Raw genomic sequence first — 15,410 nt, forward strand, 5'->3', positions numbered from 1 at the left:
GACCGTTTGAATCCGCCTTGGCTACCCCTATCGCTATGATGCACGAGCCCGCCGCGGTGGACCGGTCGGCGATCGTGCAGGGCCTGCTCCAGCGCATCGAGCACGAAGCTGGCGTGCGCCGTGCGCGAGGCCCGCCAGCCCACGATCCTGCGGGCATAGGCGTCGATGACGACGGCGACGTAGACGAATCCGCTCCAGGTCGCGACATAGGTGAAGTCGGAGAGCCAAAGGACGTTCGGCCTTGGCGCCCTGAACTGGCGGTTGACGTGATCCAGCGGGCATGGCGCGGCCTTGTCGCTGATCGTGGTCTTAACCGGTTTGCCGCGGATAACCCCCTGCAAACCCATGTCCTGCATCAATCGCGACACCGTGCAACGAGCAACATCGAAGCCTTCTCACTTGAGCTGCCGCCACACCTTGCGCGCGCCGTAGACGGAGAAGTTCTCATCGAAGACGCGCCGAACCTCGATCTTCAGCGCGGCGTCCTGCCTGGCTCGCGCCGACAGCTTGGCGGGATCGCGCCGCTTGGCCACATGGGCATGGTAGGTCGAGGGGGCGATCGGCAACACCTTGCAGATCGGCTCGACCCCATGCGCCCCACGATGATCGTCGATGAAGGCGATCATGGCTTGGACCGGCGGTCGAGCTCCGCCATCGCAAAATAAGCGCTTGCCTTGCGCAGGATCTCGTTGGCCTGCCGCAGCTCACGGTTCTCCCGTTCCAGGGCCTTCAGCTTCTCGGCCATCTCAGTCGGGACACCGGCCCGCTGCCCGCTGTCGATCTCGGCCTTCTTGACCCAGTCATGCAGCGTCTGCGGTGTGCAGCCGATCTTGGCCGCAATCGAGGTCACTGCCGCCCAGCGCGACGGGTGCTCGCCGGCGTGATCCAGAACCATCCGAACCGCACGGTCGCGGACTTCAGGCGAAAACTTGTTCGTGGTCTTGCTTGTCATGGCTCCATCCTCTCAGGAGTTGGAGCCTCCGGCAAACCCGGGGCGGTTCAATGGTGCATTCCGGCTCAATCGGAAGCTATGACTTGAGGGGAGCAACTGACGATGAGCTCAGCACGCTTGTCACAATCTTGAGTCGGCTGGAAGCTAGCACTGTCTGAGATTACTGTACTCATGGTGCTGGGCGCTCGGCGGCGAAGCATCGCAAATAAGTAACCTCCCAGCTTGCTTCTATAGCGGGAGCTCTACAGCATTCTGTGGCCATATCTAGCTGCGTGTTGACGAACTGCCCTCCGGCGTGATCTCGCATGGAGCGCGCTGGCGAACCGTCAGGGTTCCTTCCGTAGTTCTCCGGCCGACAACATACTTTCGCCTCCTCGGCTGCGTTAAAAGCGCCAGTATAGCTCTGAGGTGAGCTGGTAAAAAAAAAGACGTGACGTGCAGCTGCATGCTCATCTCCTGGGAACTGCTCAAAACCATCTGCGTCCCGTTGAAGGTTAACTCGCCGTAGCGCAGATGCGCGGATCGCTCTCCGGCGCGTGCTATTGCATTTCATATGGAGCGCCAAATGGCTTCCACGTTAGGCGACAAGCTCGCGGAAGAGCAGATCACGAAAAGCTTGGACGAGCATTTTTCTAGCCTGGCGAGCTTGGCCCGCGAAAAGGGAGTCGGCCCTTTGGCCCGACCGACCAGGATGAAGACGTCACGCGCCCCGCCGGGCACGGGTCATCGATTGGCCGGTTGGCGCTATTTGGCTTTCATCGGTTCGCTATTTGTAGCATCGATTACTGTCGTCGGGTGGCGATGGTCATCGTCCGTTGATTCGACAATGATGGTCGCCGCAGTACCGCCCCCTCCGGTACAAACCGCGCCGAATGACGTTGCGCCGACTGCCGTTTCCGTGTCTTCCGAGATTGCGCAGCAGCTCCAACCGATGGCGCGCGATTTAGCTGCCTTGAGGCAAACGGTGGAACAGCTCGAAATGAGGCAAGAACAATTGGTCCGCGGCAATGAAAATCTCGCAAGCCAACTCAAGGCGAGCCAGGAAGAAATGGCGCGGAACCACAGTACCATCGACCAGATCAAGGCGACCCAGATCCAGATGGCGCGCGAAAGCCAGACACTCACCGAGCAACTCAACGCGAGCCAGGAACAACTCGCCCACGTCATCGCCAACGCCTCAGCGCCAAAGGCGATGCCTGAGGTGAGCTCCGGAGAACCAAAGGTGATGCCCGAAATACCATTGCCTCGTCCGCGTCAGTCGGCCAATGTCGCCCAGACGCAGAAGCCGGCGCCGCCGCAAGCCAAAAAACCGCAACCGTCATTGGCATGGCCATGGTCAGTGCACTAATGCAGCGCACTACCCTCAGATGGCGACCTGGGTTTGGTCTGAGCCCGGTTTCGTTTCCGCCTCGTCGAGGCCAGCGGACCTGGTGAAGCGTCGCGCGACTTACGTGTGCGGCTCGAGATCCAGCCGCCCACGTAAGTGGCCCTAGAGGCTCGGCTACGCAGCGCGCTGCATCCGTTCGACGCTCTGAGCTATATGGTCGCCCGCATCGTCTACTACCTTGAGGGACATGTCGGCCATCCGACGGCTGCTGTCCATCGCGCTGCGGATCGTGTCGCGCACTAGATCCGTCTGAACGGCTGCCAAGTCGTGAGGAGTTCGACAGCGCCAGAGTTCATTCATTCTGTCCATGCTCCGCTCAATCTGTTGTCGAACGAACTCAAAGTACTCGCGCGAAACCCCGTTCATACCTTTAGCGACGGCTGTCGCGGAATACATGATGGTTTCGGCGTTGCGGGCTGAGCGTTCCGTCGCCCGCTGCCTGATCGGCCGTGCGCCCTGTGGCTGTGCCGCGGAACGCGTAAAGTTCGGCTGGTAGCTTTCAATGTACGCGAAGGTCAGGTCTGATGTCCGCATTGCTGTCAGAGAGCCGAATGTCACAGCCGTTCTTTGGTCGAAGACCTGCTCCCTTCGCGTGATCCTGCGGCCGTCGTCCCTTCAACCGTGGTGGTCTCACAGTGGCAGCGGTGCCGGGGCCCGATACCAGCACCTTCTTTCTTTAATCGTGCCCTTGGCCTTCTCGGTGACACCTCCATGTGCTTGCGATCCATACCGCGCTCCTTCATTTTCGGTGATGCATAACGCACGAGAGAGTTCGCCGCCATCGAACCGGTTCAGGGGCCGCATCCTATCGAAAAGATAACGGGCCGTTCCTGCATCAGCTCAAGGCGACCTGCGGAGTTCAGATGGGAGCTAGCTCGGCTTCACGCGGGCTTTCGGAGCTGCCGTGAGGAAGTCATCTCGGCTTCGGTCTCCTTGATTGTGCTGAGGACGTTTTTCACGGACGCTTCCAGACTCGATAAGGAATTCGGATCGGCTTCGATTTGCGGTGGACACCGTAAGTTGACTGGGCGAGCATGGTCCGCTCCCGCTTCGCAGCTGCGCATCGCGGCAAAGGCTAAGACACGTTCGGCATGCCTACGGCGAAATGGCAGTGACATCATAAAGCCAAGTGCCACGAGCACCATCATCATCACTAGCGACCCGTCGAGTGATCTGGTTATCGACGCCTCGTTGTGTTCGATAATGCGCGGCGGGGTGACCTGAACAACATCTGCCAAGACATCTTCCAGTGCCGTGCCGATCGTTTGCTCGCCTTGGCCCTCGACGACGGATGGTGGCGTGACTTGAACGTCATCCGGCGCGCGATTTACCGGTGGGCAGGTCAGTCGCTGATTGACGATTTCACCGTGAGGGCCGCGGACGGTACGGCGCAGACGGTGACCGTCACCATCGAGGGCAGCAACGAGGCCGCGGTCGTCTGCGGCGATATTTGCGGACGCGTGACCGAGCCAAGCAATTCCTGCGACGACCCCCCACGCGCGAGCGGCACCTTGTCCGACAAAGACGTCGATAATCCCGACGACACATTCACGGCGACGACATGTCCGCAGGCGAGCGACCACGGCTACGGCAGTTTCACGATGACGACCTGCGGCACGTGGACATACGTGCTCGACCCCGACGACCCGGAGGTCCAGGCCTGAGACCTTGCGACGCGCTGACCTACACCTTCACCGTGACCACGATCGACGGCACGCCGCAGATCGTGACCGTGGTCATCCAGGGCGCCGACGACCAAGGCTTTCGCAACCGGGCCGAGCCCGCGTTCCATTTCGAGGCGGGTGCGGAACTGCAGCATGCCAGCTCGACGGCTGCGGCAGTCGCTTCCTCGGTCCCCGTCGCCGCGCTCAATCCGGAGCACGATTCCGCCGCGACCGCATGGCCCCATCCGGCCGATGCGACGCCGGAGAGTTGGCGTTTCGACGAGCAGGAGGCTGCTGGCCAGGGCGTACAGCTACCCTTCCAACACGATCTTATCCTCTGAGAGCCGCCGACGCCTTCGTCGCGTCCGGGCGGATTGGCGTTTTCCGGAGGCGCTCCCATGGTTGCGCCGATCACATTCACGGACCCGCACCGCCATCAGCTGCACGGCCATCAAGAGCCGTGAAAGCGCGCTACTTCATGTCCGCTCCCAGGCACCATAATAATGAGTCATTGTAACCTCCAAGGTCATACTCGGAAGGCGACAGGAGCAGCACTTGCAGGATTCGCGATGTCCGCTCCGGGTCAAGGTGCGAAGAACCCGGCCTGAGCAAAACCAGTCCGCTTCCACCCACGAAGCTGACCTTAATGAGACGATTCGCCACTTCGCTGATGGGCCCGCAGCGTTGCATAGGACGCCAGAGGGCGATGCCCCAAGGCCGGTGCGGGGCTGATCTGTGCTAGGCTTCTTCAAAACATGTTGGTTGGCTTTGGTGGAGGCGATTGTGAGGCGACGTGAGTTCATCGCGCTCCTCGGCGGCGCGGCGGCAATCCGACCACTCGGCGCGCATGCGGAGCGTCCGCCAGAGCGCATCCTCTATTTCACATACTCCGCCGGCTACCGGCATGATGTCATACCGCTTTCCAAGGTAATCCTGACCCAGCTCGGAAGCAATTCGGGTGTCTTTGAAGTCATTCCAACGGAAGACACGTCCGAATTTTCTACCGAAAACCTCGAGCGCTACGCGGCGGTGATGTTCTACACAACCGGAGAACTTCCGATGAGCGAGGCACAAAAGAGAGCTCTTCTCAACTTTGTGCGCTCGGGCCGCGGGTTCCTCGGCGTTCATTCGGCGACGGACACATTCTACACTTGGCCAGACTATCTCGATCTGGTCGGCGGCTACTTTAATGGTCATCCTTGGCATCAGGCCGTGAAGATCGAGGTGGTTGATCCTGGTGATCCCCTGGTGGCTTTTCTCGGGAATTCGTTGCAAGTCGAGGACGAAATCTACCAAATCAGCGATTTCGACTATCGTGGTTCACGCGTGCTCCTGCGCCTCGACCCGAGCTCGGTGGACCTTGGCAAGACCGGCGTGCATCAACGATTCTATGGCTGGCCTCTCACCTGGACCCGGTTCTATGGCGAGGGACGAGTATTTTATTCGGCGCTAGGCCACGAGCCGTCAGTTTGGCAGGACGCCCGCTACCAGCGAATCCTCACGAACGCTATCCTCTGGTCTATGCGAAGGTCGCCCTAGGAGACGCCGCCGCACTTCGCATTTGCGCCACCGCCGGATTCGTCGGGTGGTGTCCGTGCCAGAGGTTCGGAGGGTCTTGGTCTGCGACTTCCGTTCCGGTTCACCAGCGACAGCGGACATCACGGCGGCTGAACTGCTCTTCGGCTTAGGGCCAGAACCGGACCTTCGTTGCTGGCTTTCTCGCGGATCACAGGTAACGCACAGTATGCCGTATCGCTATCTCGACCTATCAAGCATCCTGCCGCCGTTCGATGCCCGGAAAGCAACATAGCACGGACGACATGGCAGGCGCCCTGCGCGGCTGCATTTGGGGTGATCCATAGGGCCGAGCTGAACGATCTCTCGTTCATCCACCATACATCCAACACGGCACAATACTTGCTACAGTGCGGGGAGGCCGATTAGTGCTTGCGGAGTTGTTCCCAGATGGGACGAAAGGTCCGGGCTTCAAAGAAGCAAAAGCGTGTTACGCCGGATCTACTGATCTTGGCTGCTGAGCTTGAGAGGCTGAAACGAAAGCACGCATCAGCACCCGACCTCGAAAAACTTTGGGACGAAGTGCAAGCACTCCGAGAGCAAGTTAGGAAAGCGGAAATCCAACGCCGGCATTGAACGGGCTACGTCGCGGTCCGATCAATACGTAAGTCATCGATCCGTTTTCCGGACTTCAACAGGTTTGTTACCCAGCGAGGCTGCTTACCACGTCCGGCCCAAGTCTCCGATCCATTTAGTGGGTTTCGATACTTTGGGAGGACCTTGGGATAGCGCCGTCGGGCGCGAACAGTTTGCCGCGTAAGAGACCCAACCGCGCCGCCGAGCTTAGCCAACCGCTCTTCTAGCGCCTTTTGTTTCGCCGCAAGTTTTCCTGGGAGAATGGCCTCGGTCTGGCGGTAGAGATCCCAAAGCTGGTCGATGGACATCTGCGCCAAGGTGTCCCCAGACGGTTTCATATCTTGCTCCCTTTACGGAGGAAACAGCGGAAAATTAGGTTCCAGCATTGGAACTTTTTTGTGGTTTCTTAGCGCCTGATCCTCGTCGAGAAATTGACCCTTCGGCGACGACCTGCCTGCGTTCCGCGACATTGCTTCAGCAGCGTGGCACTTGTTGCCTACACACCATAATGGATCGTGACGCCTTGATTTAACACAAGACGATGCCCGCGTTCAGGGCGCGTCGATACGCTGGAGCCCGCAATGGGTCAGAATGCGAAAAACTCAACGTGAGCAAATCTGGTCCGTCATGCCTCGGTGCGCGGACCTCGTGGAGGGGCGCGACTTTGCCGATTGGCCAACACCCAAAACGGCCGCCCTATCCAATCGCTTCTCAGCGCACGCGAGACTTATGTCGAAACATGAGCGAAGGATGCTCAGAGCGGCAGCACATGATTGGTAGTCAAGCCGCACCACGTTGTGGTGTTGCTGCAATCATTCGCCAATTTCGGCGAGCTGCGGCGCAGGACGAAGCACACGCCGCAAAGTGTCTCCTTCCTCCACATGACGCGGCAGGTGAAGGTTTCGGAATGTTCGTCGAACGATAGCGCAAATTCGCTGGCGAATATGTAGTACGGCGTGGAGATGCAGGCTCCCAGGGTGCTGATGTCGCGCACCACGCACGGATGGGTCCCACTCAATCCACCAAACGATAGCCGCGCCGCCCGCTTGATCGGTATCCGCTCCATTGCCCGACGTTCGACCATGGCGAGATTCTCCAAATGAAGAGGTAACTTCCAATCGAGCGATCGCAGCGATCGCGATTGCACCTCTACGTTTTCCGATCCCGCCGAGCCCGGAAAACGGCAATATCTGCACGTTGATCTGCACGGCCCAGGGTAACAAGCAGTATTATTGTCTCATTAAAATTAAACCAGACCGCGTGGTTAATCCGCCGACGTTGGTGCCCACCTTACAAGCAAATGAAACCGCTCAAGGACACGTCTTTTTCCGCGAAAGTGAAGTATTTCACAGCACTTTCACAAACCTGAGCTACTATTAGTTGAACTTAATAGATCATTTTATGTCTCTCGGCCTGACAACGGTGGTTTTTAAATATTCATAATAAGGGGCGTTGATGAGTAGGCGTGGTCAGGGGCACAACCGCATGACGGTTCTGCACGAACGCGTTTGGTTTCTAAGATCTCAGCTGACAGAGCTTCAGAACCTTCGCAGCCGGGTTGAGCAAGCCGAGGAACGAAAAGTCGGCAAACGTTCAAAAGTCACAGGTGTCTCGGCGATGCGTCGCCGATTACGGCGACAGCGGCGGTTTGTTTTCTAGCCGCAAAACGTGGCCCCTTTCGGCGATGCGTCCTCAGCCGCTGCCGGTCGCGCTTCTTCATTCGCTGCCGGCGCTTCATGGCTCGATCGGCTTTTCGTTGTGCCAAGCGGCATAGTAGTCGGCCATGAGCGCCTTCAGCATTCGTCCCGTGTTGCACACCGCAAAGACGAGCTTGCCGTAACCGCTGGCGTGCTTGCATATCAGTTGCGCGGCGATCTGGGCCATGCTCTCGCAGTCGGAAATCCGTCCTTCCAAATCACGGAACGCCAGCGAGTGGAGTTTCGATATGCTCTTCGGAATACCCGGCGGCAGGCAGCTGGGCTCCGGGGAATTGGACAACCTCGCTCATTGCTGCACCCCCGCCAGGGCCTTGCTGCGGTCGCCATGCTTTCGAAGAGTGGCAAACTCCCTCGAAAGGTCGGCATTGTTGTCGGTTACAGTCGCAGTCTCCCTGCCGAAAACGTCCAGCTCGGTGATCGTAGGTCGCAAGAGTTGAAAGGGACTGATGACTGCCAAGCGATAAACCTGACACTGTTCCCAGCCGACGCATCATCCGCGCGCCGAACCGGCGTGGGTTGCGAAGTGGCTGGCGCACTGGCTGCGTTCACTCGTGCATAAGGGCCGGCGTCAAAAGCCGCAGATGGCCGCCGCTGTGATCTTCATGGGTTGGAACGCCCAGAGCGCGCAAGAGGTTAGATACATTGCGCACCATCGCGGCGGCGCTGACCGGGGCGCTGAATTAGAGGCGGCACATGAAAATCATGGACGAAGACGGCGAAGTCATCGCCATAGCATCGGATGATCATACTTTAATCGGCGGCCACCACCGCCTCGCGGTGGCGGCCAGCCTCGGTTAAAAAACTGTTCTGGCGAGATACCGGCGAACCAGTGAAGCTTGATCACTTCTTCAAGCATTATGTAAGTTCTCTTCGACATACAGCCTGATCCGCCCGACGAGCGTTGTTCGGTACATTGCAACTACGCCAATTGAGGCGGGCAGCTTTCATTTTCACACCCCATCGCTCTCCAGCGTTCCGGCCTCCAGCTTCGCCCAATGCTGGCATTGAACCAACATCGCTCCAGGTATTCGCGGTCGCAGGCCGATAAGAAAAATGCGTTATTGTCACACCATGCTGCGCGTCTTGGCAGTTTTTTCGATGACCCGTAGGTTGGCACCGTAGGTAGGCGGTAGCGCACTCACTATCGAGCCAGAATTAGAACGAAGCTTCAATGCGATAGTCGTTTGAATGTGGAGGAGTGGACGACCTGCCGTCCAGCGCCCAAAGCTTTCCGACAAATTATCAAACTCGGCTCGAGACAATGAGCGAGGCCGAGTCCACCGCTCTAGCCGTTCGCGAGGTCTACAGCGCTTATTACAGCGAGATGGGACGCGTAGGCGCGGCTCCGGAACCAAAGGCTCGAACGCCTACGACAGAGGGCAAACTCGTGCGGTCCCAGAGACCGCTTGGACCTCAACCCGGTCAATCGGCTGCGCGCCATACGACGAGGCCAATGACCCGAAAATCCCTCCCGGCACTGCTAATTTTCGGAAGCATGGTGGCACTGGTTGTCGCATTCGGATTTCTAGCGCAGTAAGCCCGGCCGCGGATTCTGTGCAACGTCCGCTTTTCCCCCGATAGATCCGACTAGGGGAGATCGTGCACTTCGCATTTGGGCCAACTGGCCACACCGCGGGCGCACCCTCGAAGACTTGGATCTCCTTAGTTTGGTCGGTCAATAGACCTGACACAACTAAAGCGCGCGTATTGCCGAATTTTCCCGGCTGTTGCAGCCTAGGCACACCGCCTGCTGATTGAATCAGCTAGCTTAAGGCTGGAATGCCGGACAGCAAAAGAACCGGCGTCGTTTGGGCTGAAACGTGGATGGAGCGCAAGTAATGAAGAAGATTTTGTTAAGTGGCGTGGCTTTGCTGGCCGTGAGCATGGCGGCACCTGCATCAGCGGCTGATCTGGCGGCTAAGCCTTACGTCAAGGCCCCGCCCCCGGTGGTCGCGCCGATCTATGATTGGACCGGTTTCTACATCGGCGCCAACGGCGGTTGGGGGCAAAGCCACGGTTGTGTGGATTTCGTGACGCCCGCAGGGACAGTCGCAGGTGGTTGCGCGGATCGCTCCGGGGGCCTCGCTGGCGGACAGATCGGGTACCGCTGGCAAACCAATCAATTTGTGCTCGGTTTGGAAGCGCAAGGAGATTGGGCCGAAATCAAGAACACGCGCGTCAGTCTGATCGATCCATTGATTTCGACTACTGGTAAGATTGACGCCATCGGGCTCTTCACGGCGCAACTCGGTTGGGCGTGGAACGCCTCGCTATTCTACGTGAAGGGCGGCGGCGCCGTGACGCGCAATCGGTTCGATATATTCAACAACGTCACCGGGGTCGGCCTGGCATCGGCTGGCCACACGCGCTGGGGCGGCGCCCTCGGCGTGGGCTGGGAGTACGGCTTCACGCCCAACTGGTCGTTCGGTATCGAATACGACCATCTCTGGATGGGGCGTGATAATGCCGGCTTCGCAGGCGTAGTCACTCCCGGAGGGTTTGTCCTCACCGGCAGCGGCGTCAGCCAAGATGTGGATATGGTCACGCTTCGGTTGAACTACCGCTTCGGTGGATACGGCGCACCGGTCGCGGCAAGATATTGATCGCACCAACCTTTACAAACCAAAGCCCCGGCACGCCGGGGCTTTTTTGTGGTTATGATTTTCTTGGCCTTTGCTACCTTGCGGTGTCTAAGTTGGAAGAGCACGTTCATCGCGGCCACATTCGTTAAGCAAGCAATCCGAGCCGCTGAGCTATCGTGACCAGCTCTGCCAGAGACCGCACTTTCATCTTCTCCGTCACTCGATGACGATGTGCCTTGATTGTCCGCTCCGTCGCTCCCAATTCAGACGCGATCTGCTTGTTGAGTCTTCCGCGCACGACAAGCTCGAATACCTGCCGTTCACGCGCAGTCAGTGTCGCCAGCAGCGCCTGCATCTGTTGCAGCCCGCGTCGCGCGTTAAGCATAATTGCGTGGCGGGCCACTGCCTGTTCAATGGCGCCGAGCAACTGCTCCGGTGTAACCGGCTTGGTGAGGAAGTCATCGCCACCCGCTTTTATGGCCCGCACGGTGGTGGGAATATCTTCGTAGCCAGTGAGGAAGACGATTGGTAGCGCGAAGTTAAGTGCCTTCAATTGCTGTTGCAGCTCTGGACCGCGATTTCTGGCAGGGCGGTTCAACTCGCCAAAATCGGCGACAGGAAAAATTAACCGTCTTATGGCCGACACGGCCATCACGGCGAACCGGAGCAGACGATCCAGCGGATCCGGTCGCCGGCACCTCCCTGGACGCGCTCCCGCACCACGATCGTGCGGCGAACGACAGGTGTGTGCTGAATTACACTTGTGCCGAGCTTCAAGTTGCGCCGCAAGATGCCGAGGAGATCACACCGGACCGTATGGGCAACGCCGACGGCAGCACGCGGCAGGTTCCAAGTACCGCCTCAATCTCGGTACCGGCAGAACTCGTCGCCGTTTTCATATTCAATGCAGGTCTTGACGCGAGCATGAGGCCGCATTTCGTTATAGTAGCGGCCTTCGCTGCGGTCCGCTGACCCATATCTAGAACCGCGGTCCATATCGTCATCGTTGCGACGCCAGCTTCGGCCGGTGGTTCGATGATCCTCATCTTGCTCCATCATACGGCCCATCTGTCGCTGACGCATACGGTCCATATCCATTCGATCCTCGCTACGCTGCCGCCGGGCCGTCCAATCTCGGTTGACCCGTGTGTCCTCGGCGCTCTGACGGTCTGAGTCGCGCGCTTGATCTGATTGCTGCGGTGTCCGCTCTGGCTGGACGGGAGCCGTTTGCGTTTGGCCTTGGCCTGACTGTGGTGATGGTCGCTCCGGCCGGACTTGGGCCGGGACTTCGTTGGGATCTGGTGCTGTTTGCTGAGCAGAGGCAGCCACGGGCACCAAACCAAAGACCAGGAGCAGGATGGAAGCCATATCTGATCGGCGCATGATCTCACCTCGCGGGTTTGCTCTCTAACCTCGTCTAGCTGTCTTTGTTCTTATGAAAACAGCGCCATTTTGAAATGTCAGTATCGTTGCCATTGGCAGGTTCTCTGCAAGGCGCGAGCGGCTCGGCCGCTCGCGCCACCGAAGCGGCAGCTCCAGCTAGGCAGCACGCTTCATGCGTTCGACGGTCTGACTTATATGGTTTCCGGCGTCGTCAGCCACCTTGAGGGACATGTCGGCAATCCGACGGCTACTATCTAAGGCGCTACTGATTGTGTCGCGCACTAAATCGGTGTGCACGGCTGCGAAATCGTGAGGAGTTCGGCAGCGCCAGAGTTCATTCATGCGGTCCATGCTCCGTTCCATCTGCTGTCGCACGAAATCGAAGTACTCGCGTGAGACACCATTCACGCCTTTTGCGACAGCTGTGGCAGAGTACATGATGGCTTCGGCGTTGCGGGCGGAGCGTTCCGTTGCCCGCTGCGCTTCGTCACCTGTCACACCGAGTGTTCGGCCAAGCTGGTCAGTGGAGCGACCCAACAGCGCCGTGGCCATGTCGACGCCAAGACGCCAAGTGTTTTTCAGCATCTCGGCATTTTGTTGCAGCAAATGGCTGCTAGCTTGAGCCACCTCCTCGCCGGCCTCAGCCGCGGCTAATCCGATCCGTCTGGTTTGCTCAGTGCTCCTTTCGCCAGCGCGTCGGATTGTCTCTTCAGCATTTTGAGTAGGCTTTTCCTCCGGGCGTGCATTGGCCATTTTTGTTGCTCCATCGATGTTATTGTTGGTGAGATCGGGTCCTGTGCGTGTCCGTCACAAGTGCGATCCTAGGCAAGCAAACGTGCTCGCTTTTTGCCCGTTCCGGGGCGAGGCAACTTTAATCATGCTCCGGGATCACGCGCAGGAACGAGCGCTTCAACTTCCAATTATTTTGTGAATTGGCTTCATAGGTCCGGCACCGCTCGGCTTCACGATGTTGCCGAACCCGCGTCATCAAGGCTCAGTCATGACTACTGCGGAAACCGTATTGCTCATCGCGGCTTCGCTGTTCGTACTTCTCGCCATCGGTACCGTCGGCTTCTCCAAACTGGCGGAGTGGAAGAATCCGCCAGTCGGCAAGTTCCTCGAATGCGCGGGTGTGCGTCTCCACTATATCGAGCGGGGTGATCCTGCGGCTCCTTGCGTCGTGCTGTTCCATGGCAACAGATCCATGATCCAGGATTTCACGACTAACGGGCTTGTCGACCTTCTTGCGCAAGGCAATCATGTGGTCTGCTTCGACCGTCCAGGCTTCGGGCATAGTCAACGGCCGCGGCTCCGAGTCTGGACCGCAGCAGCTCAAGCCGCTTTGCTGGCGAAGGCGCTAAATCAACTCGGGGTTCGCGATCCTGTGGTGCTGGGCCATTCCTGAGGCGCTCTTGTCGCGATCACTCTCAGCCTGCGAAAGGATTGTCCCATCCGGGGCACTTGTGCTTGCGTCCGGGTACTACTTCCCGACCGTGCGATGGGACGTATGGCTGATGTCGGGTTCGGCCGTACCGGTGTTGGGCGACTTGGTGAGTTACACTGTCGCACCGATCATTTCGTGGGCCATCTTGCCCGGGACCATTCGCAAATTTTCGCGCCCCGTTCTGTCCCGCAAACGTTCAAGAATGAATTTCCAGCTTCTCTAACACTCAGGCCCAAACAACTGAGAGCGGCTGCGGAGGAAAGTGCACTCCTCGTTCCAACTGCAGTGCAATTCCAAGCTTGCTATTCACGCATCGGCTGCCCAGTACGCATATTCCACGGAACAGAGGACCAAGTGATAGAACCCACACAGGCGCGAAATCTACATCAGGCGCTGCATCGCTCCCTGCTTCATCTGGTTTCGAATGCTGGACATATGGTGACGTATGCAGATCCTGCCGTCATTGCCCAAGCCGTCAATTCGGTAGCAAACTCCTCTTAAGTTGGACCGCGGCGTCAGACGCTTCCGCTGATCGTCCGTTCGAGGTCCACATCCAGCTTTTTCTGCGGCGCTCTACAGATCGGCTAGGGGCGGACTAGGGGAACGACCCGGTCCGCGCGAGGTGCAAACCTGCCGCAGCTCTCAAGAACAACTACTCCTGGAGCTCAACCGCGCGTACAACGGTTCCTCACGACTGCACTCCCTTTCGCTTTTGCGCGACGTCAGACCGCCATCGGATTACGGTAGCGGTCCCTTTGGGTAGGACTGGCATGGTGCGATACAAAATTTTCGTGATGGAAAGCAACCGCGGCCGTTGTCGAGCTCGAAGGAGGAAAGTCACCTCGAACGGCGTAGCCTGCGGCTTGTCGAGATCGAGTAGGCTCCGCACTTCCGGTGCGAGCGGGACCGCCTTGAGCGTGCGCGAGAACACGCCGCCGCCTTGCGGACCGCCCGTTCACCTTCACCGCGCACGTCATCGCCGGCGCTGCGGTACGGGGACATGGTGGTTATCGCGACGGGCAAGCCGCGGCGCTGCCGCCGGTGATTTCAATCGCATAAGAGTTCGCAGTTTTGTTCTGGGTGGCGCGCCATTTTCCCAAACACTATCGATCACGTCCCTTGCAGCGGAACGCAACGCGCAAACCGGCGCGATCAACGTGGATGCCGTCGCAGATGATCCCTGCAAACAGCCGGTCATCCCAAAGCGCGGCGCCCACCAGGCCCGGCTCCCGGGCGCTCAACTGCGACATGGCATTGAACAGATGAGTCACGCCCAAGACACCGCGATCGACCGCCTGCCCGATTTCGGCTGCGGTGGCGTCGCTGTGGCCGGCCGCGATACGCAATCCAGCGCCGATCAATTCATCGATCATGGACTCGGGCACACATTCCGGAGCCAAGGTCACCATGGAGCGGCCGCACCCCCCAAAACTTTTGATTGCCGCGAGATCGCGCCGATCGGGCACGCGTATCTCGGCTTCCGGATGAATGCCCTTGCGAGACCTGTTGAGGGCCGGTCCTTCCAGATGAAAGCCGAGAACGCCGGGAATCTTCAGGCAAGCCTGGCCGACCGCAGCCAATCGCTCGATGACCTCGCTGCGATCGGTGATGAGGGTCGGCAAGCAGCCGGTGGTCCCCGCCTTGCGGTGCGCCTCAACGATGCGTCAGACGCCAGCCTCCGTCGGCTGGTCGTTGAGAAGAACGCCGCCGCCTCCGTTGACCTGAATGTCGATGAATCCGGGTGCAAGGATCGCGTCTGCGGGAAGATGGATTGAGGCGCGCGCCTCCGCCTCGCCGAAGGTGATGTTTTCAATCCGCCCCTGCGAGATTCTGACCGACCCTGGCCCGCGCATGTCGGCACCATCAAAGATGTGCTGCGCGGAAATCGTGGGAGCGGAATAACCAGCGTTGCCCATCTGTATTGATCCGAGAATGGCAGTCACGGGCTCGTGAGGCGACTCCCGTGGAAGGCCCTCAAATGTACACCAGGCAGCTTCGGCGGGACCCGGAGCGAAACCTTGGCGTTAACTTTCCATGGGAACAAAAGGTACCACGTATCTCGGCATTGACGGCGGTGGAACTCGCTGCCGCGCCCGGATCGAGGACGAAAATGGCACGCTGCTCGGTGC

Annotated in this window: 14 protein-coding genes, 2 pseudogenes and 1 other annotated feature; of the genes and pseudogenes, 7 read left to right on the top strand and 9 right to left on the bottom strand. The window is 59.0% G+C overall.

What is annotated here, in order from left to right; all coding sequences use genetic code 11:
- Positions 1-952, bottom strand: a pseudogene (locus FXB41_RS38935) (IS3 family transposase); the annotation flags it as partial.
- Positions 552-668, bottom strand: a sequence feature (AL1L pseudoknot). It overlaps the preceding pseudogene by 117 nt.
- A gap of 565 nt (positions 953-1,517) precedes the next feature.
- On the opposite strand from FXB41_RS38935, the gene FXB41_RS38940 reads away from it, so the two are divergent.
- Positions 1,518-2,300, top strand: coding sequence for a hypothetical protein (locus FXB41_RS38940; RefSeq protein ID WP_219685526.1), 783 nt, complete (start codon positions 1,518-1,520; stop codon positions 2,298-2,300).
- A gap of 153 nt (positions 2,301-2,453) precedes the next feature.
- Here FXB41_RS38940 and FXB41_RS38945 read toward each other — a convergent pair whose 3' ends face one another.
- On the bottom strand, positions 2,454-2,873 hold the full coding sequence (locus tag FXB41_RS38945) for a phasin family protein (protein ID WP_246649561.1): 420 nt from the start codon (positions 2,871-2,873) through the stop codon (positions 2,454-2,456).
- A 659-nt stretch (positions 2,874-3,532) separates the two neighbouring features.
- Between FXB41_RS38945 and FXB41_RS41625 the strand changes: the two genes are divergently transcribed.
- The 3 genes from FXB41_RS41625 to FXB41_RS38955 all read left to right on the top strand — a co-directional run bounded on the left by FXB41_RS41625 (position 3,533) and on the right by FXB41_RS38955 (position 5,542).
- Positions 3,533-4,003, top strand: coding sequence for a VCBS domain-containing protein (locus tag FXB41_RS41625; protein ID WP_311985950.1), 471 nt, complete (start codon positions 3,533-3,535; stop codon positions 4,001-4,003).
- Positions 4,004-4,035: 32 nt separating this feature from the next.
- Complete coding sequence (locus tag FXB41_RS41630) at positions 4,036-4,344, top strand: hypothetical protein (RefSeq protein WP_311985951.1); 309 nt, start codon at positions 4,036-4,038, stop codon at positions 4,342-4,344.
- Between the two features lie 430 nt (positions 4,345-4,774).
- Positions 4,775-5,542 carry a ThuA domain-containing protein gene (locus tag FXB41_RS38955; protein WP_311985952.1) on the top strand — a complete coding sequence of 256 codons (768 nt, stop codon included), beginning with the start codon at positions 4,775-4,777 and terminating at the stop codon, positions 5,540-5,542.
- Between the two features lie 617 nt (positions 5,543-6,159).
- Here the strand turns inward: FXB41_RS38955 and FXB41_RS38960 are convergent.
- From FXB41_RS38960 to FXB41_RS38970, 3 genes are all read right to left on the bottom strand, one after another.
- Complete coding sequence (locus FXB41_RS38960; RefSeq protein WP_157158489.1) at positions 6,160-6,462, bottom strand: H-NS histone family protein; 303 nt, start codon at positions 6,460-6,462, stop codon at positions 6,160-6,162.
- 446 nt (positions 6,463-6,908) lie between these two features.
- Positions 6,909-7,238, bottom strand: a complete 330-nt coding sequence (locus FXB41_RS38965) for a PilZ domain-containing protein (protein WP_219685528.1) — start codon at positions 7,236-7,238, stop codon at positions 6,909-6,911.
- Positions 7,239-7,888: 650 nt separating this feature from the next.
- Complete coding sequence (locus FXB41_RS38970) at positions 7,889-8,038, bottom strand: hypothetical protein (protein ID WP_219685529.1); 150 nt, start codon at positions 8,036-8,038, stop codon at positions 7,889-7,891.
- Positions 8,039-9,710: 1,672 nt separating this feature from the next.
- Between FXB41_RS38970 and FXB41_RS38980 the strand changes: the two genes are divergently transcribed.
- The gene (locus FXB41_RS38980) at positions 9,711-10,475 is read left to right on the top strand and encodes an outer membrane protein (protein WP_007601711.1); all 765 of its coding nucleotides are present in this window, start codon (positions 9,711-9,713) and stop codon (positions 10,473-10,475) included.
- 124 nt (positions 10,476-10,599) lie between these two features.
- Here FXB41_RS38980 and FXB41_RS38985 read toward each other — a convergent pair whose 3' ends face one another.
- Together FXB41_RS38985 and FXB41_RS38990 are read right to left on the bottom strand one after the other, a co-directional pair.
- Complete coding sequence (locus tag FXB41_RS38985) at positions 10,600-11,106, bottom strand: response regulator transcription factor (protein ID WP_219685530.1); 507 nt, start codon at positions 11,104-11,106, stop codon at positions 10,600-10,602.
- 887 nt (positions 11,107-11,993) lie between these two features.
- On the bottom strand, positions 11,994-12,590 hold the full coding sequence (locus FXB41_RS38990; protein WP_219685531.1) for a phasin family protein: 597 nt from the start codon (positions 12,588-12,590) through the stop codon (positions 11,994-11,996).
- A gap of 247 nt (positions 12,591-12,837) precedes the next feature.
- Here FXB41_RS38990 and FXB41_RS41320 point away from each other — a divergent pair, with 247 nt between their 5' ends.
- A complete protein-coding gene (locus FXB41_RS41320) occupies positions 12,838-13,242 on the top strand; it encodes an alpha/beta fold hydrolase (RefSeq protein ID WP_246649563.1) in 405 nt (134 codons plus the stop codon).
- Positions 13,243-14,384: 1,142 nt separating this feature from the next.
- Here FXB41_RS41320 and FXB41_RS41325 read toward each other — a convergent pair.
- Positions 14,385-14,903 carry a hypothetical protein gene (locus tag FXB41_RS41325; RefSeq protein WP_246649564.1) on the bottom strand — a complete coding sequence of 173 codons (519 nt, stop codon included), beginning with the start codon at positions 14,901-14,903 and terminating at the stop codon, positions 14,385-14,387.
- A gap of 42 nt (positions 14,904-14,945) precedes the next feature.
- Positions 14,946-15,224: a hypothetical protein gene (locus FXB41_RS41330; RefSeq protein WP_246649565.1), complete on the bottom strand. Its 279-nt coding sequence runs from the start codon at positions 15,222-15,224 to the stop codon at positions 14,946-14,948.
- A 91-nt stretch (positions 15,225-15,315) separates the two neighbouring features.
- Here FXB41_RS41330 and FXB41_RS41850 point away from each other — a divergent pair.
- Positions 15,316-15,410 (top strand): annotated as a pseudogene (locus tag FXB41_RS41850) (BadF/BadG/BcrA/BcrD ATPase family protein); the annotation flags it as partial.

The organism is Bradyrhizobium canariense, from assembly GCF_019402665.1.
Taxonomy (GTDB): Bacteria; Pseudomonadota; Alphaproteobacteria; order Rhizobiales; family Xanthobacteraceae; genus Bradyrhizobium; species Bradyrhizobium canariense.

What these genes read in the sequence shown, in the direction of transcription:
- FXB41_RS38985 (WP_219685530.1), bottom strand. Translation starts at nt 11,106, where the DNA reads ATGGCCGTGTCGGCCATAAGACGGTTAATTTTTCCTGTCGCCGATTTT.
- FXB41_RS38965 (WP_219685528.1), bottom strand. Translation starts at nt 7,238, where the DNA reads ATGGTCGAACGTCGGGCAATGGAGCGGATACCGATCAAGCGGGCGGCG.
- FXB41_RS38960 (WP_157158489.1), bottom strand. Translation starts at nt 6,462, where the DNA reads ATGTCCATCGACCAGCTTTGGGATCTCTACCGCCAGACCGAGGCCATT.
- FXB41_RS38990 (WP_219685531.1), bottom strand. Translation starts at nt 12,590, where the DNA reads ATGGCCAATGCACGCCCGGAGGAAAAGCCTACTCAAAATGCTGAAGAG.
- FXB41_RS38980 (WP_007601711.1), top strand. Translation starts at nt 9,711, where the DNA reads ATGAAGAAGATTTTGTTAAGTGGCGTGGCTTTGCTGGCCGTGAGCATG.
- FXB41_RS41320 (WP_246649563.1), top strand. Translation starts at nt 12,838, where the DNA reads ATGACTACTGCGGAAACCGTATTGCTCATCGCGGCTTCGCTGTTCGTA.
- FXB41_RS38970 (WP_219685529.1), bottom strand. Translation starts at nt 8,038, where the DNA reads ATGGCCCAGATCGCCGCGCAACTGATATGCAAGCACGCCAGCGGTTAC.
- FXB41_RS38940 (WP_219685526.1), top strand. Translation starts at nt 1,518, where the DNA reads ATGGCTTCCACGTTAGGCGACAAGCTCGCGGAAGAGCAGATCACGAAA.
- FXB41_RS38945 (WP_246649561.1), bottom strand. Translation starts at nt 2,873, where the DNA reads ATGCGGACATCAGACCTGACCTTCGCGTACATTGAAAGCTACCAGCCG.